Source organism: Bacillota bacterium (genome assembly GCA_013314855.1).
In the GTDB taxonomy this organism is placed as follows: Bacteria; Bacillota; Clostridia; order Acetivibrionales; family DUMC01; genus Ch48.
The window spans coordinates 1-25,949 of sequence record JABUEW010000060.1 but is presented as its reverse complement, the minus strand read 5'-3'; the positions used below and the strand labels follow the sequence as shown (position 1 = coordinate 25,949).

Sequence of the window (25,949 nt, the reverse complement as noted above, 5' to 3'; positions counted from 1 at the left end):
GATATGATTTCCTCTGGCGGGTTATTATCCAGGCTACTTCACAGAGGATGCATTTTATATATGGGTTACCTTTATTGATGCTTACTCGTTTTCTTTTGCCTGCACTTTCATTATTGCCTGGACTTAATCCCGCCCATGAACAAATATGTTTAGTAGTTTTGAATTTACTCATATCTGTGCCGATTTCTGCAAGTATGGTAGAAGCAGCAGTTTTATCAATACCCAGTATACCATCTATTAGCTCTATTTGATGGTCATATTTCCGGATAAATGAATTAATTTGGCTTTCCACCTCCGAAAGATGCGCTTTGAGACTCTCAAGGTGCTCAAACATCATTTTAAGAAACTGCATCTGGTGTTTGTCCAGTAATATTGCCACCTAAAAACTTATTGTTATCCTTGGTTGATTTTTATCTGGTAACGAATTTAGGTAGAGCTGTACTTAGGCTTAAATTTGGCAAGGCTTAACTCCCTGGAGATAATCAGTGCCTTTTTCTCCAGCTGCTGTAAGTATAGTCATACCGAAGCCTCTATTCTATTATATCACCTCGTTTGTGAATTGTTTAGATATAGTTTGACGTTGTAGTACTGGCGAGGCTTTTAGAAAAACTTGACGTATCCAAGGATGGCATTTGGGATGATGCAGAGATGCTTTTAACCTACCGTAAACGTCTTTCCTCCCTCATCTGTGATCCGGACGGCATGATCAATGCCGATGGATGCGATATGCCAAAGAAAGGGACGGAATCTGTGGGTGTGGCCCGTCAATACTATGGTAGCCTGGGTAAGACCGAAAACTGTCAGGTCGGTGTATTTGTCGGTTATTCCAGCAGTAAAGGTTACGGGTTGATTGACCGGTCGCTTTACATGCCAGAGAAGTGGTTTGGCGACGATTATGCAGGACGCAGGGAAAGATGCGGAGTGCCAGACGACCTTTTATTCAAGACAAAAACACAACTGGCCTCCGAGATGATCCAAAACGCAGTAGCTTCCGGCTTGTTCCCTGCCAAATGGATCGGCGTTGACAGTTTCTTCGGCAACGATAAGGAGTTTTTGGACTCCATACCCGATAGCCTCTACTATTTTGCAGACGTTCATGCCAACACTACCGTATTTACGAAGATGCCGGTCATGGTTACCCCTGAATACAGTAGCAGAGGGAGAAGAGACCTGAAGAAAAGGCCTTCTGTCCCACCGGTGCCTGTATCGACCATCGCCGAGGATGCGAATATACCTTGGTCTAAGGTCTTTCTGGGCGAAGGTGCCAAAGGCCCAATCATAGCTGAAGTCAAATGCCTCAGGGTAGTCGAATGCCGGGACAACCTTCCTGTCAATGGTGTATGGCTCTATATCAGACGCTATGCCGATGGACGAATCAAATATTCGTTATGCAATGCACCGGTGGATATATCGCCGGAGCAGTTGCACAAGGTTGCAACCATGAGCTGGCCAATCGAGCAGTGTTTCGAGGAATGTAAAAGCTATCTAGGGATGGACCATTGTGAATCCAGATCGTGGAATTCATGGTACCGCCATATGCTTTTTGTATTTCTTGCACATTTGTTTGTTCAGGAACTCCAGATACGATTAAAAAAAACTGCCGGTTTTGACACTTCCCCAAGCAAATATGCTCATTATATCAGCCCTAGTACTACATTATGAACTTTTCAAGGTGCATGTATCGCTGTAGTACTAAATAGTAGTCAAACTACTCTTCAACTCACATGGGACTTCCTGCAGCAGCTTATATTCACTTACCGCCATAGGTTTTGTCATATCCTTCAAAGCCGTCTTGTTGTTTTCTTCATAATAAGGGCTCTCGTTATTCATCCATAGATACAATGCGATTATAAACCAATTTTCTAAACTCATCCGACAAGGATGCAAAATATGCGCTGAAACCTGTCACCCGCACTATTAAGTCAGGATACTTTTCTTTGTCCAAATAAGCTTCCTCTATTTGCTTTTTATCAAGCACATTGACGTTTATTAGGGTTCCACCCTGCTTAAAGTGTCCCCTGATCAATTCCTTAAATTTTGATAACCCATCATGACCATCATAAAGAATGCCAGGGTCAACATCGAGTTGAAGAGGGGCTGTATTTCCATAACCAGGCTGAACCATTGCTACTGCTTGTGAAATAGATATGGGATTAAGTCCTCCACCCTTCATTTCGCCCGGGTCGGGATTTGCTCCGAAGGAAATAGGCTCCTTGGCTTTTCTGCCATTCGGGGTAGCATCAACTTCCTTTCCCATAGGAATTGTACTCGCCCAGGAAAATAGGCCGGGGATCATATTCCAACCGTTCGGAGTGCTTTTTTCCCTTACAGTTTCACAAAAAATGTTAACAATTTTTACAGCCCATTTGTCACCACAGGTATTTCCTCTCCCATAACCCGGAACATTCATCATCATCATTCTTTTAGATTCATTTCCTACAAAATTCGTATCAAGAAGGAATTTAAGCTCCTTGAACGATATTCTTTTTTCATTTTCAATCCTGGTTTCAATAGCAGCAAATGAATCGGCAGCAGTTGCAAGGGCTGCCCCGTCCACACATATGAAGTTGTATTTCAAGGCTCCATGGGAAGCATCCTCCCCCTTTTCCAACGTATCGTAGCATAAGAGATCCAGAACCAGTTCAGGGAAAAATCTATGCTTGTTTTCCATATGAATATCTATCCCTCTGGCAACCACATAAATTGCTGTCTTCAGATGCTCCACAAATTTGAGCCAGAGCTTGTCTAGCGAAGGATTTGCATTTGTATCAGCCATCATTTCATTGAATGCTACATTCAATATAGCGGCAAAATTCACTTTTATAACATCACAGAATGAATACTCCTTACCCGGTATACTGAACCAGTGGCAACCTGTTTGTGATAGCTCAAGGCAATCATCCATTGGTATACCGTTTTTCGCATAGTCATTGATGATATTTGTTGCACTAAAAAACCTGGGATTGCCATTTCTATCTTCAAACAACATTTTTACGGCATTATCGAAAAGCTCCTCGTTTAATTGGTCATGAACTCCAACTGCAAGGTTTGCTGTCAGTTTTAGACGGTGAATAGCTTCTAGGACCAAAAAAGATAGCGGATTGGTAGCATCCCTGCCATGCTTATCCAGCCCCCCTATCTGCATATATTGAGGGTCGGTCAGATTTAAACATGCTATGTGAAATATCGCTTCTTCATCTGTAAGAATTCCTGACTTTTTGTCCTTTGTATAGAAAGGTAAAAGAAGCTGATCTATACTTCCAAGCGCTCCACTTCCGTTATAACACCTGGCTGCCATCTGATACCATACAATCCACTGACAAGCCTCTCTAAATGTTTGAGGAGGATCATTCAATATTCTTTCATTCACTTCTATCTGTTCACAAAGGAATTGTTTAAGCTCGGAATCCTCTTCAAATTCCATCATTCTCCTTGCTTCATTGATGTGCCGACTGATCCATTCCTGTATACCTAATACTACCTCTTCCAAAGCGTCATAGAAGTCGGGCGTTACAGGTGAAGAATTCAATGCTCTGTAATGCCTGATTTTTTGCAGCAGCCCTTTAAACCCATATCTAAAACCTATCTTGTAATCAACACTAAAGTGATGGCTATTTCCGATACCACATATAATATTGTATTTTTTCTGGGCTGGAGCAAGTTCTGTCCAGTATTCCTCCGGATCCCACTGGGTAACATACTTAAAAAACACATCCGTATACCCGCCAAGCATTGAACTGTATTTATTCACATACACAGGCATTTGTCCAAGCAGCTTGCGGAAATTTTTCGCACAACACAGTGGTCCCATTATTCTTCCTTCCGGCAGGTCTGTTTCCGGTTTAAAAATAAAATCTGGGGCAGGGATTTGACCCCAGTCATCCGTATCCCTGTCTCCTTCAATTTTCCGTTTTATTTTGGTATGCAAAGACTTGGTTTCTTTTAAAACCTCAAGTCTTTTTCTATAAGTCCATCTTTTACCCATAATTAAACACTCCTTTATTCCACCATTATTCCATCTCGACAACTGTGCCATTTTCGCACGAAATGCTGCTCTTTAATATGACATCCATAATATGTCTGTTAAGCTCAATATATTCAGATAAATCTTTGTCTGTTCTTATGGCGTCCACGAGAAATTGAACCGCAGGTCCCCCGTAGGAGGGTAAATTTTCTATAATATTATAATTAATACCAAGGAATTTCACCTTCTCATGATGTCCCAAACTTACTGGGTCCGAATTACCGTTGGCAGAATACAGCAGTTGATTGTTCTCCCATCCGTTCAGAATCAGGATGCCTCTCTTGCCATAAACAGTAACATTGCTTGTGCCTCCCCCATGGGCCCACCCACATGTTACGCTGCCTATTTTCCCGCTGCTGAATAACAGCATAAGTCTCGCGCAGTCTTCCTGCTCAAGTTTATATTTCACTCCGTCGCCGAAAGGAACATCTTCCACTGTTTTTGCGCTGACACACCACAATTTTTTCACATGTCCCATCAGTGCTATAATCGTGCTGATACTGTATATGCCCAGGTCAGCTATAGCTCCCACACCTGCGTTTTTTGACAGATACCATGGTGAAGGGGGATATCCACCGCTTATCGATATTGCATCTGCTCCGGCAACATCCCCTATACAGCCTTCGTCTATCATTTTTTTACACCGGAAAAATACTGGACTATGAACAAAAGGTAATGGAACAAATTTTACATTGTTTTCTTTGACAGCTTTAATAATGGCATCGACTTCCTCAATATTTACGGCCATCGGTTTTTCCAGAAGGATATGTTTCCCCGCTTTTGCGGCACCGATAGCGGGACCTGCATGATAGCTATGGGGAGTCGAAATGATTACAGCATCCATATCCTCCTTCTCAAGCATTTCATTGTAATCCATATAAAAGGACCTGGCTTTTTTCTGCTTATACAAGCGTTCTGCCTTTTCTTTTACAACATCACAAACACTGATAAGTTCAACGTTATTGTTCTGCTCAATAGCGTTTATAAATTTCTTTGTTGCAATATCACCACACCCAATAATACCCAGCTTAATTTTATTGTCCATCCATTTGCACTCCTTTACAAGTAAAATTAGTAATTCAAAAACATTTACAGCTTAAGTTCTATCCCGTCAAAATCAATTTTGGAAGCAAGTTCCTTCAATATCTGTTTATTCAACATGCCATCCTTAGAAAATGGATGAATATCCAATCCAAGTGCCCTGTACTTGCTTTCACCCAGCCTATGGTAAGGAATCCATTCCCAATACATTACATTTGTAAGTTTTTTAATAAAATCCGCTATACACTGAAGTTCCGTTTCATTGTCATTAACGCCGGGAACAATCGGGGTTCTTACAATAAAAGGTTTTCTGAGATTATCAAGGCGAATTATGTTCTTTAGTATGCGGCTGTTGTCAACACCGGTGAACTCCCGGTGCTTTATGTTGGAATACAGCTTCAAGTCGATAAAAACTATATCCGAATGATCAACAAGCTTTTTCAAGTCTTGCCATTTTCCATGCCCTGAAGTTTCTATTGCAGTATTGATTCCTCTCGATTTACATTCCTTGAGGATTGAAAGGGTAAAACTACATTGAAATAACGGGTCACCGCCTGAAATTGTCACACCTCCGCCGGATAAGTCATAATAAACCTTATCTATGGATACTGCTTCCATGATCTCATCTACCGTCATATATTCCGCCGAAAATCTGAGTGCACCTGAATAGCATTCATTCACACATTTGCCGCACAACATGCATCCTTCACGTTTTATGACATGCAGACCGTTTTCAAGCCTGTGCAGATCTTCAGGGCAAATATTAAAGCATTTTTTGCACATTATGCATTTATTCTCAAAAAACTGTATTTCTCTCCTGATATGCAAACCTTCAGGATTCTGGCACCATTTGCACCTCAAAGGACATCCCTTAAGGAATACAGTCGTTCTTATGCCAGGACCGTCGTGTATTGAAAAGCGCTGTATATCAAACACAACACCCTCCCGCTCGTGATTACCCATTCATAATTCCTTCCTTCCAGACTTGAGTTTAGCCCTATAAAATGCAGCCGCTTTACTGAGTGAATCAATTTTGTCATCTACATCCGGTTTAAAAAGCTCAATACTCATATAACCATCATACCCGCTCTTTCTAATGATGGATGCAAGCCTTTCCCCATCGTTCAGGAGGTTTTTTTCAGGGGTAATGAATTTTGAAACCTTCATATGAAGGTGCAGGGCATAATTCAGAAGCTCTTCATAGTCACAATAAGCCTTTTCCTGCTTTTCAAGGGGAAGACTGTAAAGGGGGTCATAATAAAAATTGTCAGGATCGGGTGAAGAACCCAAATTGTCGCAATCTACATTCTTTATAACCTTGATAATATCCCTGGCTTCCGCTTCCTCCTCAAGGAAGCAGGTACGGCCGTATACCCTGTGGTTTTCGAGGGCAAGGTTGACACCCAGTTTTTTTGCATATATCGCACATTCCCTTAATCCGGCGGTATCCTTTTCCAGCTGATTTTCCCTGTCAGCCTCTTCCTTAAAAATGCCAAGGAAGACAACAAGGGTTGGGCACCCAAGTTCATGGGCAACATGAGAGTAAAGCTTGATTATGCAGATGTCGTTCCTGTATTCCCACCAATCGCCGGCGAACCCATGGTTTCTGACATCAATGGCAGCCAGCTCAATATTGCTGTCATTAAGAGCTTTCCTGAATGAATCAATATAAGCCTTCTCGAAGGATTCAAAATTGTATGTCATAATCTCCAGGGCGTCATATCCCAATTCTCTGGCAAGTGCGGGCATATCAAGAAGCGAATATTTTCCACTTTTAAATTCCTCTTCAAAATTCCATGTATGTAGTGCTAGTTTCACTTTAACCGACTCCTTTTCAATTATTTTTTTATATGGACAGTCTTTCCGGTTCGTGCTGATTCCTTTGCAGCATCGAGAATTTTTGAAGCCATCACCGAATATTGGGGTTCAAATATCCCTTGTATCGGCAAATCACGGCTGATGCAATGGACAAAGTATTCTATCGGGTTGGACAACCCATAGGGGGTTTCCGATGCATTGATTTCCGCCCATTCTCCACCGCTTTTACGGATGAAATGTCTATCCTGAGAGATAGGGTCCTTCACTATACCACCCTCCTCCCCATATACCTGGATATCGGAGCTGCCTAAATCCTGCGCCCATGTTGCTTCTATAGTGCCCATAGCATTTCCATATTGAAGCACCAATACTGCATTGTCTTCCACCGCCAAGTGGGTATGCTTAAGAGTCCCTGTAACAGCGGTTACACTATCAGGCAGTCCAAGATACCATGCAAACAATGCTGCCCCATAGCAGCCGAAATCCATCATTGCACCCCCACCATTTTTCTGTCTGTCAAACAGCCATTCACAAAAATAATTTGAGCAAAATGCCTGTGGACCCTTATGGCCTTCAAGAAACCTCATGGATAAAACTCTTCCGATAGCCCCGTCGTCTATTGCCTTTTTTATATAGTTCAATGAAGGTTTAAAGCCTATTATATAGTTAACCATAAGCTTGATACCCGAGCTATGGCACTCCTCCGCCATCTGTGCCGCTTCCAGCTCATTAAGTCCGATAGGCTTCTCAAGCATTACGTGTATCCTTTTTTTCGCGCATATCTTTACAATCTCAAAATGTTTGCTTGTTTCGGAGAACACGATACACGCATCGATGTCCTCGTTATCGAACATTTTGTTATAATCCTGATAAAGCCTAGATTTATCCAGATTTAATTCCCCCGATACCTTCTCAAGAAGCGGGAGGTTTTCATCATAGACGCAAACAACCTGACCGTCTTTAAGGTTTTTTATATTATCAAGCCAAAACATTATATGGTCATGTACAAGTCCTGCAATAGCAATTTTTACGATATCAGCCATAGTGTCTTTCGACCCCCTCATATTTTATAGTAATTGTTGAGCTCTTCTTCATAGCCTGAAAGTTTCATTGAAATCACTTCGTCCAACTTTACAGGCTTGCCGGTTCTCGACGATTCTATCAGGGCATAGGCAGAAGCTATGTCAAGAAGGCCCTCTTCACCGCTGGTTTCAGGTTTTTTAGCTTCACGTACCGAGCTTATAAAATCGAGAGCTTCAAGAGCGAAGCAATCTACAATGCCTTTGGGATAAAACCTTTCTCTGATTTCCATGCTGGCATTTGTGAAGAAATAATCCTTTATATTTTTGCACTCTCCTTCGTTTGTATAAAGCATATCACCTTTTATACAACCTTTAGTACCATAGAAAGTACTTGGCAAATATGTCTCTGCTCCTCTTCCGGCCCATGAAAACAGTAGTTGACCTACAGCTCCATTTTTGAACTTAACGATGCACCATACAGTATCATCTGTATTACTCTCTATTTTGTTAATAATACTGCCGTTACCATCTCTTTGTATTCTTGTGGGCTCCAAACTCTTTACTACAGCATATACCTCTTCAATATCACCAAATGCATAGCGAAGCTTGTGAAAATCATGTACAAACACATCCAGTGAAGCACCGGCTCCGGCAGTAAGCTTGTTATGCCTCCATGGCGTATTGGCAACAATTTTATCAGGTGACCAGTATCCGCCAATATTTATTCCAATTGCAGTCTGAGGCTGTCCGATAATATTGCTTTCGACAGCCCATCGCGTAAGCCTTGCTGAAGTCCAATGCCTTGCAGTTTCTGCCACGCCAAGTACTACCCCTGCAGTATTTGCAGTCTCAACAATTTTTTTCGCTGCTTTTACGGTAATAGCCATCGGCTTTTCAATAAATACATGCTTACCATTTTTTATCGCTTCCAGTGCTATTTCATGATGAGTATGCACAGGTGTCATTATTACCACAGCATCAACCGAATCACTCTTGAGCAATTCCCTGTAATCTGTATAAATATCAGGTTTGTCATTCTGGATGTCCGAAACATAAGTCCTTTCAGTTTCCATAGGGTCTCCCTTTGGGCCCACGGCTTCAACAGGTTCTGGCCCCTCGTCCCTTTGCACAAGCGCAGCCGCCCTGTTTTCATCACTATCACACAAGGCTGTGATGCTGGTATTTCCGAACAGCCCGTTGTCCTTAAGAATTTTGTATCCTTTCATATGAGCACATGCGATATGCCCACATCCGATAAACCCCAAACGCAATCTCTCCATAATTTACCTCCCAAACAAGTTAATGTATAAAGTTTTTCTTATTCAATTACTCTTTTACAGCACCAATGGCCACACTAGACATGAACTTTTCCTGGAAAAGAAGGAAAATCACAATTAAAGGAGTTGTCACGATCACACACCCGGTAAGTACAAGCTCCCAAGGGATGGAGAATATTGAGTGTTTCTCGCTTAAAATCGGAAGCATTACCATTATGGGCAAATACTTTTCATTCATAATCATGATTTTAGGATACAGGTAATCATTCCATTTACCCAGGAAAACCAATATGGCAAGTGCGCCAAGAGCAGGTGAAGCAACGGGAACAATAATGTTTTTATACAAGCACAGATGTCCGGCTCCGTCCATCCTTGCCGCCTCAAGCAATGAGTTGGGAATCTGGGATATATATTGCCTGAGCATAAAAAGTGCAAACACATTGGCAGTTCCCGGCAGTATCAGTACCTTGTACGTGTTCAACCATCTGATTTTTGAGAACATCAGGTATAACGGAGGCATCAAAAGCTCGCCTGGAATCATCATGGTTATCAGTATCCCTATGAAAATGGCTTCTTTTAGCCTGAATTCATATTTGGCAAATGCAAAGGCTGCCAAAGAAGACAAAAGCAGCGAAATCAAGGTGTATGTGCATGATATATATATGGAATTAAAAAAAGTTCTTGTAATAATCCCCGCATTAAAATTCATGAGCCTGGTGTAATTGATGAAACTTACAACCGAAGGAAAGCCTGCAGGATTAGACGCCAGTTCCCCCGCTGATTTGAATGATCCTGCAACCATGATAAACAACGGATAAAGGCAGATAAAGACTACCATGATCATTATGAGATGGAGTAATGTAGTTTTTATAGTTTTATATCCAATCATACAACTAGTTCGCCTCCTTAAATAATTTTAACTGCATCATGGTAATAATAAAAATAGTTAAAAATAGTAACCAACCAACTGCAGAAGCCATACCAAAATTACCGTCTCTCAGGTTCAACACCAGAATGTTTATAATGGATGCTGCTTCCGGTGGAGCAAAGTCTTTTCCGGAAATCAGCAAATTGGGTTCGGCGAATATTTTTAAAGAGCCGATAATGTCCATAAAGAATGCAAATGAGAAAAAGGGCTTCATGAGGGGAAGCAATATTCTTGTCATTCTTTGAAAGGGATTTGCCCCATCAATTATCGAAGCTTCAATTACTTCATCACTTATACTGGTCAATCCTGCCAGAAATATTACCATAAACCATCCTATGGCCCGCCATGAGACTAAAACAACAACCGACCATCTCATAAGGCTTGTGTCTTCAAGCCATGGAATTTCAGCCCTGATTATCTGATTTATGACTCCTGATTTAGTTGAAAAAATAACCCTCCATATCAATGAAGCTGCCACAATTGCTGTCATTTGCGGCAAAAATATAATAGGCTTGTATACCTTGCTGAATTCTCCTATATACTTTGACTTTACTGCTAGGGCAAGCAGGAAGGAAATCACCATAACAGGCACAAGGTGTGCAAAAAAGTAAAAAAATGTATTGTCTATAGTTTTCCAGAAAAACTTATACTTCAACAGATTTACATAATTTTGCAAGCCTACAAACCTCATTTCTCCATAGCCTTTATATTTATAAAAGCTCAGGACCAGAGAATAGGCGGCAGGAATAAGAAAAAAAACGATAAAGGATATAAGAAACGGTAATATGAAAAGGTAGGCAACCACACTATCACTAAGCTTAAATCTTCTCTTTACGACCTCTTGCATCCAGACAACCCCCACTTTTTTATCAGCAGCTGGTCTTCAAGCTCCTGTAGCCGGAAGACCAACTGCAGTACCTTCTTAAGGTAAATCTCTATAATACCCTTGCTGCGTAATTATTCCAAAGGATTACCAATTTGGGTCTTCATTGCTTCTTCAGCATTTTTCAAGGCTGTTTCAAGATCGATATCCCCTTGGCAGTAAGAACTTATCTGATCTCTTATGATCTGAAATTCCAGGTTTGATTTTGGTGTATAGGGGAATATTTTGAAAAAGTCCATTGCAGCAACACATGTGTCAAAGTGTGTAGTACCGACGAAGTATTTATCAGGTGTTTTCATCGCCGGATCGCTTAAGGCAGATTTAACAATGGGAATCCTCTTCAACCTTTTAAACAGAGCAATATTTGCTTCCTTGGTAAATCCCCATTTAACCATCGCATCTTTCGCCGCATCTTTATTCGCCGAAGATGCTGGTATAACAAACATTCCTGCACCCGACTCACTGCCCTGTCTAATCGCTTCAGGCCATAGAGCACAAGCCCATTTGCCTGCCTGGTCGGGTGCCCAGTTGGGAAGATGTTCGTTCATCCATGCGGCACTCAGGATGGACACTATTTTACCATCCGCAAATGCCTTATCACCATCAGGGGTCCAAAAGTTGACATTCAGGCATACATCAGAGGTCTTGAGCTTTTTATAGATATCAAAAACTTCCCTTATTCCTTTATTTTGAGTAACAATGTAATTTCCTTTCTCATCTATGAAAGCAGAATCATTAGACGAGATAAGAGTTTGAATAAGGGTGTTATCAACCCGGGGACCAATATTGATGATGTATTTGTCCGGATACTTTTGCTTTATCTTCTTACCTGCAGCAATAAAATCATCTACAGTTTTGATACTGTTTACATCGATTCCCACTTCATCAAAAATATCTTTTCTGTAGTACCAGACCTTGGTCTTTATCATCTGCGGGAAGGAATAATACTTTCCGTTACATTCCATCGCTGTAAGCGCACCCTTCAGAATGTCCTCCTTATAAGGCTGTATATCAGCGGATATATCCACCAGCATGCCGCCTTTAGCAAATTCGTAGAACTGCGTAGAGTTTATTTGAAGAATATCAGGTATATTATCCTTTGCAGCTAAAGCCAGCCTGAACTTTTCAATAGACTCTGCATCACCCTGTCCGCCAATAATGTAGTCAAATGCAACCTTGCTCTTATACTCCGGAAAAGCATCATACAAGGCTTCCATATAGGATTGAACAAGGTTTGATGAGCCCCAACACTGTACCGAAAGCTTTACGGGTTCACTTGGTTTCACAGCTTCCCCCTGCTTTGTTTCGCTTGGGGCAGTCTGCGAAATATCCTTTTCCTCATCTTTCTGGGCTGTTCCCTGACCACATGCTGCAAAAACCGAGGAAATGAATAATAGAACTAATACAAACACCAAAACTCGTTTAAAGACACTACCCATTAATTGTACCTCCTCTTAAATAAGGTTATTATTACTACAGCGCCATATAAATAGGTATGAACATTACTACGAAAATGGGATAATTGACAAATTCATAATGTATAATTGTATTGAGGATTTCTAGAATATTATGTGAAGTTCTTGAGGGTTGAAGTGTGCATTTTATGCAGATTTTAACCCTCTACTTTGCATAATACTTTTCTCAACATAACCCAAATTATGTGAAGCTTCACATAATTTGGGTACTTGTTATCTGGCTACCAATTGGTCATTGCTTGGGGAGACCAAAGGTTTCTCCAAACTAGGAAAGTCGTTTGTCTATCACGGCAACCGCAAAGGGGTTTATATATACGTAATAAACAAAGGCTTTATCCATGATATAAGGAGCACCTCCCATCACCCTTCCCTCAAAAATGTGCGTGAGAGGGTGCCGAACATGATGCTGCAGAAGCCGGACTGGAGTCCCGATATCCTCACGGAGTCGGGTATTACCGCAGAAACCGTAGGATGTCTTGGGAATCTTTTAGACGAATACCTTGCCGAATTTGGCCACTGCTATGCCCGATCGGAGCAACGGATCCATGGGGAATGTTATGTCAAAGGCCTGTTGAGCGACCTGGGCTGTAAATCAATCGAGCCCATCGCTATCCGGTACGAGGGCAAGGAAGCGGTACGGGGAATGCAGAACTTCTCCAAGGATGGCATTTGGGATGATGCAGAGATGCTTTTAACCTACCGTAAACGTCTTTCCTCCCTCATCTGTGATCCGGACGGCATGATCAATGCCGATGGATGCGATATGCCAAAGAAAGGGACGGAATCTGTGGGTGTGGCCCGTCAATACTATGGTAGCCTGGGTAAGACCGAAAACTGTCAGGTCGGTGTATTTGTCGGTTATTCCAGCAGTAAAGGTTACGGGTTGATTGACCGGTCGCTTTACATGCCAGAGAAGTGGTTTGGCGACGATTATGCAGGACGCAGGGAAAGATGCGGAGTGCCAGACGACCTTTTATTCAAGACAAAAACACAACTGGCCTCCGAGATGATCCAAAACGCAGTAGCTTCCGGCTTGTTCCCTGCCAAATGGATCGGCGTTGACAGTTTCTTCGGCAACGATAAGGAGTTTTTGGACTCCATACCCGATAGCCTCTACTATTTTGCAGACGTTCATGCCAACACTACCGTATTTACGAAGATGCCGGTCATGGTTACCCCTGAATACAGTAGCAGAGGGAGAAGAGACCTGAAGAAAAGGCCTTCTGTCCCACCGGTGCCTGTATCGACCATCGCCGAGGATGCGAATATACCTTGGTCTAAGGTCTTTCTGGGCGAAGGTGCCAAAGGCCCAATCATAGCTGAAGTCAAATGCCTCAGGGTAGTCGAATGCCGGGACAACCTTCCTGTCAATGGTGTATGGCTCTATATCAGACGCTATGCCGATGGACGAATCAAATATTCGTTATGCAATGCACCGGTGGATATATCGCCGGAGCAGTTGCACAAGGTTGCAACCATGAGCTGGCCAATCGAGCAGTGTTTCGAGGAATGTAAAAGCTATCTAGGGATGGACCATTGTGAATCCAGATCGTGGAATTCATGGTACCGCCATATGCTTTTTGTATTTCTTGCACATTTGTTTGTTCAGGAACTCCAGATACGATTAAAAAAAACTGCCGGTTTTGACACTTCCCCAAGCAAATATGCTCATTATATCAGCCCTAGTACTACATTATGAACTTTTCAAGGTGCATGTATCGCTGTAGTATTATTATTAAGAAGTTCCTAAATCAATTAAACCACAAAGATATATCTTTATAAATGTACAATTCGCTTTTTTTTGTATTTTTCGCGCATTACTTAAATTCCATTTTTTAGGTTTAATCCAGGTAAGTGCTCAATAGCTCGGGGAAAATCAAAAAAATTTAACTTTAATTCGTGCTTTGAAAAATAAAATAAGAGGAAGTAGGAATTCGATAATTCAAGCATTGATGTTATATTTTGGTATAGACGGACTGGATAATCAGGATACACATGTGTTATGATTTCGTGCAGATACACAAAGATTGGTGTAAAAAATAAAGAGAATAGATAATAATACAATTAATAAAATACGTGAAATAGATGTAAAGAAAGTCAGCAGAGACCCGTTTCTGGCTGAGATGACAATCAATCTTCTAATAAACACTGTGGATAAATTGTATATAGAAGTTTGTGAACTCAGGGAAGAGGTTCAACAACTCAAAAATGAGCTGGCAGTGTTAAAAGGAGAAAAAGGCAAGCCGAGAATTAAAGCATCTAACAAGAAGAACAAGGATGACGATGATGACAACATCAACCCTCCACAAAGGAAGAACTGGACAAAGGGGAGCAAGAAAGACAAAATAAAAATAGACCGGGAAGAAATAATTAAGATTGACAGGTCGACTCTTCCTGAAGATGCGGAATTTAAAGGCTATGAAGAAAAAATAGTCCAAGAGATACTGATAAAAACAGACAACGTACTCTATAAAAGGGAAAAGTATTATTCTCCTTCTGAACATAAGACCTATACAGCTGAATTCCCTGAGGGTGTGGAGGATACTGATTTTGGAGCGAATCTTAAGGCTTTATGTGCAGTATTATACTTTGATTACCGTATAACCGAGAATAAAATAGTAAAGCTGCTTGAAGAGTTTGGAATTATTATGTCGGAAGGTACATTATCGAATATATTAATCAAGGAAAATGCAGAGATACTTTCAAATGAAAAATCAGAGATATATAAGGCAGGGCTTAAGAGTACCACATATCAGCAAACTGATGATACAGGATTTCGTGTTGCAGGTAAAAACTGCTATGCACAGATTGTTTGCAACCCATATTATTCTGTATATTTTATTAACGAGAGAAAGAACAGACCTACCGCAAAAAAGTGATACAGAATGGATCAAAGAAGCCGGTTTTCAGTATTCTTATCAGTGATGATGCAGGGCAGTTTGACAAAATTACTGAAGAAAGAGGATTATGCTGGGTACATGAATACAGACATTATAAGAAAATAAAATCCATATTCCTTAAAAACATTAAGTTAATTGAGGATTTCAAGTCTCAAATAAAGCAGTATTATGAAAGATTAAAAGCCTATAAAAAAAATCCTTCAGAAAACCTTAAAATAGAATTATCAGAGGAATTTGACAAGTTATTCGGTACCAAGACAGGGTATGATGTACTTGATGAAAGGATTATGCAGACTAAAGAAAAAAAGACTCAGCTTTTGACGGTGCTTGAACACCCGGAAATACCACTACATAACAATTTATCGGAAAATGGTTTAAGGGAACTTGTGGTAAAAACGAAAATAAGTTCAGGTACAAAAACAGCAGAAGGTTCAACAGCCTGGGAGAATTATCTTACAATTTCTGCAACATGCAAAAAGCTTGGAGTCAATTTTTTTAGTTATGTTAAAGATATTTTTTCGCATAAAATGGAACTACCAAGGCTAGCAGAATTAATAAATCAGAAGGCATAGTAGGGGGAAATCCTTCTTTATTACTATGCTCTTTTGTGGTGCCTATTTTTAGTTACCCCGACTTATTGAGCACTTACGTATGATAAAGCGGTGTTACTCCTGCCTGGACTATCATTTCGTCTAGCAAAACTTTTACAACCTCATAATTAAAACAGCTCCCTATAAAACCTCCCCAAGCTCCTCTTTCCTTTAAGTGCTCGATCATCTCCTCCAATATACCGCCTTTATTTCTATGATCGAATAGTGGGTTGATGAGGCCGACAGTCCACATACCGCCTAAAAAACCGTATCGATCCACCAACAAGGTCTTCACACCGTTTCTGGCTGCAGCAATGGCCGCTCCTATACCGGCAGGACCTCCACCGGCAACAATGACATCGTATTTATCATGCACTTTTACCAACATAGTATCATCATATAGCCGTCGAGCAGACATATCTAAATCTCTTCCTTTCGTTAATAAACTTCTATTCATCAACGTGAGAGACTTATTACGCCCCTCACAGAACCGGACTTGTGGTTTTCCCACATCCGGCTCCTCACCAATACTCACTTATACATTACTACTGAAGATATAGATATTATGTTTGATTTCAGGTGGCCTTTTGCATGTGGTATAGGTGTTAGGCTGGTGGCTATCCTTTGCCTAATCCGGACTTTCACCGGTAAGAACTGACAAGTTTCGCTTGGTGCACTCATTTTGTCCTCCTTATAAAATGGACTAATGATCCGCTTTTAGTATTAAGCGGATCATTAGTTGCTGTAGTTTTATTTTATACTATTCCACCTATCATAGGCCGTCTGGTAAAGTTTCAGCAATTGTTCTACATTCATTTTCTTGATAGTATCAACATAATTATCCCAATTTGTCAATGGCTCAACACCTGTAATAAACTTGGCCTCCATTTGGCTCACATAGCTTTCCAGATCGCTTACTATAGCCGTTACCTGTTTCTGCTCCTCGGTTGTAAAACGCACCGGCGGAAAAACATAAGTAAAGTACGGTTCGTATTTTTCAGCGACCTCTTTTCTGATAAAAGCATTTAACGGATCTTTCTGCTTTTCAGCAAAGCTCTTAAACCATATCTCAGGTGTTCCTGTGCCACAATTGGGCGTAGCAGTAGCACGCCATTCCTCGGGGTTGGCTTTATCCGGTGGCGTTATGCGCTCCCATTGCTTCTCTCCATTTACGTCCACCCATCTCCAATGCTTGCCTTCTACACCATTATGGAATAATACGGCACCTTCTTCGCTGTATAGGTAATCTACCCATCTCATGGTTGCTTCAGGGTATTTATTCATATTGGTTATGGCAAAAGCAGTAGTCCCAACCTCATAATTCTTAGGCCATATTTTTTTGTTGTTAACGTTACTGGTAAGCGGCGGTAAAGCCGGGTAACTATTATTCTCTTCCACCTTTACTACCAAAAACGGTCCAGCATGTGTGAATACACCCACCTTGCCTTCATTGCCTTTAGCGGTTAACGCCTGCTCTGTTTGTGAAAACGTCTCGTTATCCAATAAGCCTTCTCTATAAAGCCTATTCATATAAGCTAAATATTCCTTATATGCCGGATCCATCGGCACATATATAACCTTTCCGTCCTTAACATCAAACCGTGCTGACACAAAACCAAAAGCAGCTAGCATACCACCTCTAATATCATTCATCTTAACTGAAGACATCGGAATCTCATCAGCCTTGCCATTACCATTAGGATCATTGGCCTTAAAGGCTTTCAATACCTCATATAATTCATCGGTGGTATTAGGCATCTTCAACCCCAGAGCGTCCAGCCATTTCTGGTTTATCCATATCTTTGTAGTCAAATTCATCGGTAAGTCTGTACCGCTGGGCAATGAGTATATATGCCCATCGACAGCGGTAATTACCCTCCTTATAGTGGGCATTTGTTCAAATAGCTTTTTTAAATTCGGTGCATACTTGTCTATAAGGCTCTCTAAAGAGATTAAGACCCCTTGGGCACCATAAGTGGTTTCATCTTCTAGTGTTACTGAGCCGCGACCAAAGAATACATCGGGCAACTCGCCGCTGGCAAAGGCCAGGTTCTTCTTCTCAGCATAATTTTCAGCTGGAGGAGTATCAAATTCGAAATGTATGTTAGTTAATTCTTCCATTTTCTTGAAAACGTCCATTTGATCCCAGGGCACTTGAATAGCAGCTTTGGGTCCCATCATCTTCAAGGTTATCTTCTCTTTCACAATGGGAAAACCCGTAGGGTTAAAGTTAGCCGGCAATTGTTCTTCTTTGCTAACCTCCTCTTGGCTGCTATCAGTTTTCTTACCCTCTCCTTGATCGCTACCATCAGTATTACTTTTGCTGCAACCAACAAACAATGCTGCCGTTAAAACCATTGCCAACATCAATGCTATAAACTTCTTCATCTTTAATTTTTCTCCTTTCTTGTTACCGGTCGCTTTTTTTGGTACTGTAAGAGATGATCAAATCACCCTATTTGAAACCGGATAAAATTTCATAAAAAAAAGCAGAAGAAAATTTCTGCTTTTTCCGATATAAAAAATAAAAACACCATAACATCTATGTATATTATATCGGAAAATTGCAGTAGTTGGAATAGTAAAAATTCGAAAAATATATTAAATATAATAAATGCCGAACTTGAATGCAAGTTATGTTCCTCCTATGGCAATTTTTCATTAGTGAAGCAGTATTCCATATGGAGATGGGAAATTGACATACCTTATGACTGGGAATATGGCCAGTGGGAAAGAATAAGGCTTTATCCTGTTCAGGTTAATATATTTATTGTTAAATGTGAAATCTGCGGTAAAAAATATAGGGTGTACCCATCGTTTATCATTAAAGGCACAACGCTTACACTGACAGCACTGATTTTCATTGCCTTTGTCTACGAAACATCAGGTCTTTCCTTAAGAAAGATACCTCAAAAATTCTGTTATGAGAATAATATAATAGCGCACAGTACAATTTACAAGGCTATACATGGACTTGGTAAAAGTATTGCCGACAGTGACAATAAAATAAGAGACAGTATCAAGGAGCTTAAAAACAGATATTTACCCTCAAACAAAGAGGAACCTGAAGTTTCAGTCTGGCCGCCTGAAAAGTCCATATATGAGCATACCCTCCGGCGTGAAACTGCATTAAGAGAACTGCTTTTACCCCTTGCAAATTTAAGGTTTGAATACCATTTTTGTACGCTGTTTTACAAATATATAAGACCGTTAAAGACAATATTATCAGGCCTGGATCCACCTATTAGCATAATATACACAAAATGATTGAATTTACATATATTAGCAAACAAAAAGTGAAACACCAGCAACGCCACCGGAAGTGATATATTGAAAATACGGCAGAAAATATCTGCCATTTGTACAAAAAAAGTTGAGGTGGTGAAAAAAATGATTCCGGCAATTAATAAAACAGAGGATTTAATAAATTCGGGTGAAATCCTCTATTTGCCATGCAGTAAACTTAAGGACCATCCCCTGCATTTTGAATTCTATACACAATCCCATCTTGAAGGGCTTGTTTGTTCCATACGGGAGGCAGGGCTTTTGGAACCTATAGTAGTGTGTCCTTTAGATGATGACAACTACAGGATACTTAGCGGGCACTATAGGATACGCGCAGTAAGAAGGCTTAAATGGAAAAAAGTCTTATGCAGGGTGGTAAAATGTGATAGTCGTCTTTCCTGCGTGATTTACTGTACGTCAAACCTTCTTACCCGTGGACTTAGCGCTATGGAGGAGGCATACATGATATCCCGCCTTGTTTCACAGGAGAAATTTACTCTGGCCGAGATAGGTAAGATGTGGGGTAAGAGCAAATCATGGGTGTCAAGAAGGCTTGGTCTTCTTACCCACCTTGATGCAAAGTTAAAAAAAGAGATGGGGATGGGATATTTAAGTCCACGTATAGCACAGGAATTAATGCGGTTGCCCCAGGGCAACGACCAGGAGAAAGTCCTTAAAATTATCCGAAAGGGATATATGAATAAGGACGAAGCTGCACAATTGGTAACATGGTGGCTTAATGCCAATGAGGATGATCGAAGGGTTGTTGAAGAAAATGGCTTTTCACCTGTAAATATTGGTGACAGTAACAAGGTTAAAACAGTAGCAGCCAATTTATCGAAGTGTGCAGGTATTTTGGAACAGCTGATACATATCGTAAAGCGGCAGAGAGTTATTGAATGGTGGCCTATGGATGAGTACTCTTCTTTTAGGGAGGTATCAGAACAGCTTGACAAATTACTTACTGAACAACTGGTGGGGGTATAGGATGCGGCGTACATACAATGACAGGCTTAAGAAGAAAGAATTCAGGATGAATATTGTAAACCGGATAAAAGATCTTACCCCCAAGGAACGTTCAAAAATGATTGAGCAGATCTTACTGGAAAAGCACACAATACCCTATGCTAAAAGAGACACATTAAGCAGGACCACTATATACCGCTGGCTAAAAGAATTTAAGGAAAACAGTGATGCAGGTACTGCACTTATGGGTAAGGTACGCTCTGATAGGGGTAAATTCAAAGCCCTTACCGATGAACAGAAGAAGGCATTGATAAGATGGCGCTTTGATGGCCCTTACAGGACGTTACAGGATTTGAGGGAAGAGCTTATGGAACATGAATCCACATTGTCAGACCCCATACCTTCGGAATCGACAATTGGCAGGTTTTTAAGGTCACAAGGCCTCTCACGGTCCGAACTTGTAAAGGGCACCAAACCAGAGGGTATACGGCTTGCGTTTGAGGCTGAATACCCTCAGCAGATATGGATGGCAGATACCAAGGGTCCTAACGTATATGTACAAGACCCTGAAAACCCAGGGAAGAAAGTGGCTGCAAAACCTATTGTACTGATTGATGACAACCTATGAAAAGCTTTTCATAGGTTGTCATATGGAAAGTGTGAGACTATGGAAAGTTGGTTTTCTTAGTTTTGTATTTTATAGCATTTATACAGTTTTACTTTCCATAGTTATAGTGTATTCTTACCTTATCAAAATATTAGGAGGTAAGAATCATGAAACAACAGCAGGAAAAAAGAATTGATGAATTGGTACGAGATGCAATCCAATACATCTCCATGAACTATTACTCTACAGTCAGCATCAATTTTTACAGTTGGATATGGCATAAACTACTAAAGTATGCACATGAAAAACAGGTACAATATTATTCCATTGAGCTTGGGTATGAATTCTTTTACCAGCTTACAGGAATAGATCCTTCCACTAAACCAGATAAATACGGTATGCAGAAGATTCGAGCATTAAAAGTACTAAATGATTTGTCACTGGGAAATAAAGTCAAGAAAAACTACATTTTTGAGGAGCCATTCGTTCCAGACCGCTTTATTAAAATACTGGAAGCATACAGTAAACATCTATCGAAGAAAGGACAGAAGGAAAAAACTTTAGAAACCAAGCTATCCCGTATACGGGTATTCTTGCGTTATCTTGACCTCCAAGGTATTAGGCTTGAAGATGTTGATTTTCAGGTAATCGCTAATTTTTACCTATTCCTATCTTCTAAGTATACATCTATCGCGAGAAGTAATATCCAGTTTACACTACGTGATTTTCTAGTTTTTGCCGATAGTATTGGTGCAGTTAAGTCCGGTGCATCAAGGCTTATAACAAGAATTTACAGCAATAAACATGAAAGACTTCCTTCAACATACAGTACAGAGGAAATTAACAGGATTCTAGCAGTGGTAGACCGTTCCACAAAGTATGGAAAACGTGATTATGTGATGCTTTTGCTCGCAATACAGTTGGGGATGCGCAGATCGGATATCTGCCACATGAAACTGGAGGGGGTATGCCTGGAGGGCAGACATATCATCTTCCGGCAAGAAAAAACCGGCAGTATAGAAAATCTCCCCATCACAGAACTTCTAGCTTACGCACTGGCAGATTATCTTAAGCATGCCAGGCCTGCTACTGACTCAGAACTGTTATTCGTACACATGGGAGCCAATCGCGGTAGTGCATATTCGGGATCAACCCTGTATGCCATGATCAATAAATATATGAGGAAAGCTAATATCAATACAAACGGAAAGCGCCATGGAATGCATTCTATGCGCCATAGCCTGTCCTCAAACCTGTTGAAAGAGGGTACGCCTCTTCCTGTCATATCAGGAATCCTTGGTCACAGCAGCACGGAAATCACAACACGGTATCTCTGGATGGATACGGAGCAACTTAGAAAGCTGTCGCTGGAGGTGCCTTATGAAGAATGAGATAAGAATGCCTGAGTTTGATAAAGGTGTTTTTACGAAACTAATTCTCGAATTCATTTACTATAAAAGAAGCTGTGGCCTTAAATATGTAGACTCAGCAGAGTATGTACTTCGTGCCATAAATAGGGAATTGAACAATTATGGTGTTAAAGAACCGGCCCTTACAAAAGAAATGGTAGAGAATCTGGTGAAAAAACGTCCTCATGAGCAGTATTCTACCCAGTCAAGGAGAATCAGTCTCCTAAGGCAGTTGGCCTTATATTTATCCTGGCGGGGAATTGATGCCTATATTTATCCCGAACTCAGTATACATAAAGAAGAAAAGACTTTTGTACCATATTTATTTACGGATTCCGAGATGAATTCGGTATTTTCGCTAGCAGACCACCTCCCACCTATTAGCAGATATCCTTTTTATCACATGATATATCCGGTACTTATTCGCCTTCTTTATTCCTGCGGTCTGCGGCTGTCGGAAGCACTTAATCTCAGGATAAAGGATATCGATATGGAATCAGCGACACTGTATATTGATAAGTCAAAGAAATCCAAAAGCCGGGTTGTTGCCATGTCGGCATCCATGAATAAGGTCCTCAGTAAGTATATAAGCAATCGGTATGGAAATACAGTCTGTTCGGAAAGATATGTTTTTGAAGCTCCGGATGGGGGACGATATAACCGTGGAAATGCCAGAGCAACCATTATGAATATCTTTAAACATGCAGGACTTCCGCAACTTACCAGTGGTAGGCATCCAAGGGTACAAGACCTGAGACATAATTTTTCTGTGAAAGCCATGGAAAAAATGAAGGAATCTGGAATGGATTTATATTGTACGCTTCCGTTACTTTCTGCCTATCTCGGACATAAGGGGATCCGTGAGACAGAGCGTTATCTCTGGCTTCCACAGTTCAGGATGGATGAAATCGCATCTTCCGGTAGCAAGCTGGTAGAAGGCATGATACCGGAGGTGGAATGGAATGATGAAGACTGATTTTCCTGATTGCCTCACTTCTTTCTTTAGCCAGTATCTGAAGCTTCAACGCGGATTAAGCGATAATTCCATAGCATCCTACAGCGATGCCTTTCTCTTGTTCTTCAGATACTGCAAGGATATGTATAGAATTCAACCTGACCGGATTTCTTTTAAAAGTATAAACAGGGATTTAATATGCGGGTATTGCCAATGGCTGGAGGAAAAAATGAAGTCAAGTGTAAAGACCCGAAACCTTAGACTTACGGCAATACACTCATTTTTTAGGTATGTCCAGATGCAGATGCCGGAACAGTCCGCACTATGTCATGATATTCTAAGCATTCCGATGAAAAAATGTGATAAAAAACCACCATCACATCTTTCTGACGTAGAAGTAAAAATGTTGTTTGCAGAACCAGACATACGTACGAGAGAAGGAATCCGAGATCTCGCAATTATGGTAGTGCTATATGATAGCGGCGCAAGGGTAAGTGAGTTGACCAGTCTTAAAATTGAGGACATCAACCTGTCGAGAACTGCCACGATAAAAATAACTGGAAAAGGAAAAAAGATGCGGCTTGTACCGGTATCTGCCGAAACAGCAAGAATCATAAAAGCTTATTACAAATCCAACAGGATTGACTGCTCAAATGGAAACAGGCATTTATTTGTGAATAAAAAAGGAGAACCGCTGACAAGACCCGGAGTCAATTATATCCTGGATAAATATGTTAAGCTTGCACGCCTACATAATCCGGGGTACTTTTCCACCCATGTGACAGCCCATGTCATGAGGCATACAAAAGCTACAAATATGCTTCTCAGCGATGTAAGCCTTATTTATATCCGTGATTTCTTAGGGCACTCGTCTATAGTTACCACGGAACACTATGCTAAGACAAATCCTGAGTTTCTGAGAAAAGCTATAGAAAAAAATTCTAAAAATTATACAGAAGGTTTCACGTATTACACTGAATCAGAGAAAGAGAATCTGACAGAATTCCTGAAAGCTTTTCGAAGGTAGCTTTGAACTATGGAAAGTCAAAAAAATGAAAAATACCGTGAGAATAGTTTTGTAGTTTGATGACTTTCCATAGTCTCACACTTTCCATATGACAACCTATGAAAAGCTTTTCATAGGTTGTCATCAATCAGTACAATAGGTTTTGCAGCCACTTTCTTCCCTGGGTTTTCAGGGTCTTGTACATATACGTTAGGACCCTTGGTATCTGCCATCCATATCTGCTGAGGGTATTCAGCCTCAAACGCAAGCCGTATACCCTCTGGTTTGGTGCCCTTTACAAGTTCGGACCGTGAGAGGCCTTGTGACCTTAAAAACCTGCCAATTGTCGATTCCGAAGGTATGGGGTCTGACAATGTGGATTCATGTTCCATAAGCTCTTCCCTCAAATCCTGTAACGTCCTGTAAGGGCCATCAAAGCGCCATCTTATCAATGCCTTCTTCTGTTCATCGGTAAGGGCTTTGAATTTACCCCTATCAGAGCGTACCTTACCCATAAGTGCAGTACCTGCATCACTGTTTTCCTTAAATTCTTTTAGCCAGCGGTATATAGTGGTCCTGCTTAATGTGTCTCTTTTAGCATAGGGTATTGTGTGCTTTTCCAGTAAGATCTGCTCAATCATTTTTGAACGTTCCTTGGGGGTAAGATCTTTTATCCGGTTTACAATATTCATCCTGAATTCTTTCTTCTTAAGCCTGTCATTGTATGTACGCCGCATCCTATACCCCCACCAGTTGTTCAGTAAGTAATTTGTCAAGCTGTTCTGATACCTCCCTAAAAGAAGAGTACTCATCCATAGGCCACCATTCAATAACTCTCTGCCGCTTTACGATATGTATCAGCTGTTCCAAAATACCTGCACACTTCGATAAATTGGCTGCTACTGTTTTAACCTTGTTACTGTCACCAATATTTACAGGTGAAAAGCCATTTTCTTCAACAACCCTTCGATCATCCTCATTGGCATTAAGCCACCATGTTACCAATTGTGCAGCTTCGTCCTTATTCATATATCCCTTTCGGATAATTTTAAGGACTTTCTCCTGGTCGTTGCCCTGGGGCAACCGCATTAATTCCTGTGCTATACGTGGACTTAAATATCCCATCCCCATCTCTTTTTTTAACTTTGCATCAAGGTGGGTAAGAAGACCAAGCCTTCTTGACACCCATGATTTGCTCTTACCCCACATCTTACCTATCTCGGCCAGAGTAAATTTCTCCTGTGAAACAAGGCGGGATATCATGTATGCCTCCTCCATAGCGCTAAGTCCACGGGTAAGAAGGTTTGACGTACAGTAAATCACGCAGGAAAGACGACTATCACATTTTACCACCCTGCATAAGACTTTTTTCCATTTAAGCCTTCTTACTGCGCGTATCCTATAGTGCCCGCTAAGTATCCTGTAGTTGTCATCATCTAAAGGACACACTACTATAGGTTCCAAAAGCCCTGCCTCCCGTATGGAACAAACAAGCCCTTCAAGATGGGATTGTGTATAGAATTCAAAATGCAGGGGATGGTCCTTAAGTTTACTGCATGGCAAATAGAGGATTTCACCCGAATTTATTAAATCCTCTGTTTTATTAATTGCCGGAATCATTTTTTTCACCACCTCAACTTTTTTTGTACAAATGGCAGATATTTTCTGCCGTATTTTCAATATATCACTTCCGGTGGCGTTGCTGGTGTTTCACTTTTTGTTTGCTAATATATGTAAATTCAATCATTTTGTGTATATTATGC

General features: G+C 40.8%; 24 protein-coding genes and 1 pseudogene. 10 read left to right on the top strand and 15 right to left on the bottom strand.

Annotation, left to right across the window (positions count from 1 at the left end):
- Positions 1 to 367, bottom strand: a pseudogene (locus HPY74_11600) (IS110 family transposase).
- A gap of 281 nt (positions 368 to 648) precedes the next feature.
- On the opposite strand from HPY74_11600, the gene HPY74_11595 reads away from it, so the two are divergent.
- Complete coding sequence (locus HPY74_11595) at positions 649 to 1,662, top strand: IS701 family transposase (GenBank protein ID NSW91293.1); 1,014 nt, start codon at positions 649 to 651, stop codon at positions 1,660 to 1,662.
- Between the two features lie 30 nt (positions 1,663 to 1,692).
- Here HPY74_11595 and HPY74_11590 read toward each other — a convergent pair whose 3' ends face one another.
- The 10 genes from HPY74_11590 to HPY74_11545 all read right to left on the bottom strand — a co-directional run bounded on the left by HPY74_11590 (position 1,693) and on the right by HPY74_11545 (position 12,432).
- On the bottom strand, positions 1,693 to 1,830 hold the full coding sequence (locus tag HPY74_11590) for a hypothetical protein (GenBank protein NSW91292.1): 138 nt from the start codon (positions 1,828 to 1,830) through the stop codon (positions 1,693 to 1,695).
- Positions 1,823 to 3,985, bottom strand: a complete 2,163-nt coding sequence (locus HPY74_11585; GenBank protein ID NSW91291.1) for a formate acetyltransferase — start codon at positions 3,983 to 3,985, stop codon at positions 1,823 to 1,825. The genes HPY74_11590 and HPY74_11585 overlap by 8 nt, the downstream gene beginning before the upstream one ends.
- Before the next feature lie 25 nt (positions 3,986 to 4,010).
- Entirely contained in the window at positions 4,011 to 5,069 is a 1,059-nt protein-coding gene (locus HPY74_11580; GenBank protein ID NSW91290.1) for a Gfo/Idh/MocA family oxidoreductase, read from the bottom strand.
- Between the two features lie 44 nt (positions 5,070 to 5,113).
- Positions 5,114 to 6,028, bottom strand: a complete 915-nt coding sequence (locus tag HPY74_11575) for a glycyl-radical enzyme activating protein (GenBank protein NSW91289.1) — start codon at positions 6,026 to 6,028, stop codon at positions 5,114 to 5,116.
- Entirely contained in the window at positions 6,029 to 6,883 is an 855-nt protein-coding gene (locus HPY74_11570; GenBank protein NSW91288.1) for a sugar phosphate isomerase/epimerase, read from the bottom strand.
- Between the two features lie 20 nt (positions 6,884 to 6,903).
- On the bottom strand, positions 6,904 to 7,926 hold the full coding sequence (locus HPY74_11565) for a Gfo/Idh/MocA family oxidoreductase (GenBank protein NSW91287.1): 1,023 nt from the start codon (positions 7,924 to 7,926) through the stop codon (positions 6,904 to 6,906).
- Positions 7,927 to 7,943: 17 nt separating this feature from the next.
- A complete protein-coding gene (locus HPY74_11560) occupies positions 7,944 to 9,185 on the bottom strand; it encodes a Gfo/Idh/MocA family oxidoreductase (protein ID NSW91286.1) in 1,242 nt (413 codons plus the stop codon).
- Positions 9,186 to 9,231: 46 nt separating this feature from the next.
- Complete coding sequence (locus HPY74_11555) at positions 9,232 to 10,071, bottom strand: carbohydrate ABC transporter permease (protein NSW91285.1); 840 nt, start codon at positions 10,069 to 10,071, stop codon at positions 9,232 to 9,234.
- Between the two features lie 4 nt (positions 10,072 to 10,075).
- On the bottom strand, positions 10,076 to 10,957 hold the full coding sequence (locus tag HPY74_11550) for a sugar ABC transporter permease (protein ID NSW91284.1): 882 nt from the start codon (positions 10,955 to 10,957) through the stop codon (positions 10,076 to 10,078).
- 110 nt (positions 10,958 to 11,067) lie between these two features.
- The gene (locus HPY74_11545) at positions 11,068 to 12,432 is read right to left on the bottom strand and encodes an extracellular solute-binding protein (protein ID NSW91283.1); all 1,365 of its coding nucleotides are present in this window, start codon (positions 12,430 to 12,432) and stop codon (positions 11,068 to 11,070) included.
- A 436-nt stretch (positions 12,433 to 12,868) separates the two neighbouring features.
- Here HPY74_11545 and HPY74_11540 point away from each other — a divergent pair, with 436 nt between their 5' ends.
- From HPY74_11540 to HPY74_11530, 3 genes are all read left to right on the top strand, one after another.
- The gene (locus tag HPY74_11540; GenBank protein ID NSW91282.1) at positions 12,869 to 14,167 is read left to right on the top strand and encodes an IS701 family transposase; all 1,299 of its coding nucleotides are present in this window, start codon (positions 12,869 to 12,871) and stop codon (positions 14,165 to 14,167) included.
- Positions 14,168 to 14,627: 460 nt separating this feature from the next.
- Positions 14,628 to 15,347: a transposase gene (locus HPY74_11535; protein ID NSW91281.1), complete on the top strand. Its 720-nt coding sequence runs from the start codon at positions 14,628 to 14,630 to the stop codon at positions 15,345 to 15,347.
- Positions 15,344 to 15,940 (top strand): transposase, encoded by a 597-nt coding sequence (locus tag HPY74_11530; GenBank protein NSW91280.1) that lies wholly within the window; start codon positions 15,344 to 15,346, stop codon positions 15,938 to 15,940. Before HPY74_11535 ends, HPY74_11530 begins: the two co-directional genes overlap by 4 nt.
- Before the next feature lie 73 nt (positions 15,941 to 16,013).
- Here the strand turns inward: HPY74_11530 and HPY74_11525 are convergent, their stop codons facing one another.
- On the bottom strand, positions 16,014 to 16,469 hold the full coding sequence (locus HPY74_11525; protein NSW91279.1) for an FAD-dependent oxidoreductase: 456 nt from the start codon (positions 16,467 to 16,469) through the stop codon (positions 16,014 to 16,016).
- A gap of 239 nt (positions 16,470 to 16,708) precedes the next feature.
- Positions 16,709 to 18,346, bottom strand: a complete 1,638-nt coding sequence (locus HPY74_11520) for an extracellular solute-binding protein (protein ID NSW91278.1) — start codon at positions 18,344 to 18,346, stop codon at positions 16,709 to 16,711.
- A 276-nt stretch (positions 18,347 to 18,622) separates the two neighbouring features.
- Between HPY74_11520 and HPY74_11515 the strand changes: the two genes are divergently transcribed.
- The 6 genes from HPY74_11515 (at position 18,623) to HPY74_11490 (ending at position 24,207) form a co-directional block, all read left to right on the top strand.
- On the top strand, positions 18,623 to 19,225 hold the full coding sequence (locus HPY74_11515; protein NSW91277.1) for a hypothetical protein: 603 nt from the start codon (positions 18,623 to 18,625) through the stop codon (positions 19,223 to 19,225).
- Between the two features lie 123 nt (positions 19,226 to 19,348).
- Positions 19,349 to 20,230 carry a ParB/RepB/Spo0J family partition protein gene (locus HPY74_11510; GenBank protein NSW91276.1) on the top strand — a complete coding sequence of 294 codons (882 nt, stop codon included), beginning with the start codon at positions 19,349 to 19,351 and terminating at the stop codon, positions 20,228 to 20,230.
- Entirely contained in the window at positions 20,193 to 20,837 is a 645-nt protein-coding gene (locus HPY74_11505; GenBank protein NSW91275.1) for a helix-turn-helix domain-containing protein, read from the top strand. The genes HPY74_11510 and HPY74_11505 overlap by 38 nt, the downstream gene beginning before the upstream one ends.
- Before the next feature lie 146 nt (positions 20,838 to 20,983).
- On the top strand, positions 20,984 to 22,207 hold the full coding sequence (locus tag HPY74_11500) for a tyrosine-type recombinase/integrase (protein ID NSW91274.1): 1,224 nt from the start codon (positions 20,984 to 20,986) through the stop codon (positions 22,205 to 22,207).
- Positions 22,197 to 23,201: a tyrosine-type recombinase/integrase gene (locus tag HPY74_11495; GenBank protein NSW91273.1), complete on the top strand. Its 1,005-nt coding sequence runs from the start codon at positions 22,197 to 22,199 to the stop codon at positions 23,199 to 23,201. The genes HPY74_11500 and HPY74_11495 overlap by 11 nt, the downstream gene beginning before the upstream one ends.
- Positions 23,188 to 24,207, top strand: a complete 1,020-nt coding sequence (locus tag HPY74_11490; protein ID NSW91272.1) for a tyrosine-type recombinase/integrase — start codon at positions 23,188 to 23,190, stop codon at positions 24,205 to 24,207. Before HPY74_11495 ends, HPY74_11490 begins: the two co-directional genes overlap by 14 nt.
- Before the next feature lie 110 nt (positions 24,208 to 24,317).
- On the opposite strand, the gene HPY74_11485 is transcribed toward HPY74_11490, so the two are convergent.
- Complete coding sequence (locus HPY74_11485; protein NSW91271.1) at positions 24,318 to 24,923, bottom strand: helix-turn-helix domain-containing protein; 606 nt, start codon at positions 24,921 to 24,923, stop codon at positions 24,318 to 24,320.
- A gap of 1 nt (position 24,924) precedes the next feature.
- Positions 24,925 to 25,806 (bottom strand): ParB/RepB/Spo0J family partition protein, encoded by an 882-nt coding sequence (locus HPY74_11480; protein NSW91270.1) that lies wholly within the window; start codon positions 25,804 to 25,806, stop codon positions 24,925 to 24,927.
- Between the last annotated feature and the right edge of the window lie 143 nt (positions 25,807 to 25,949).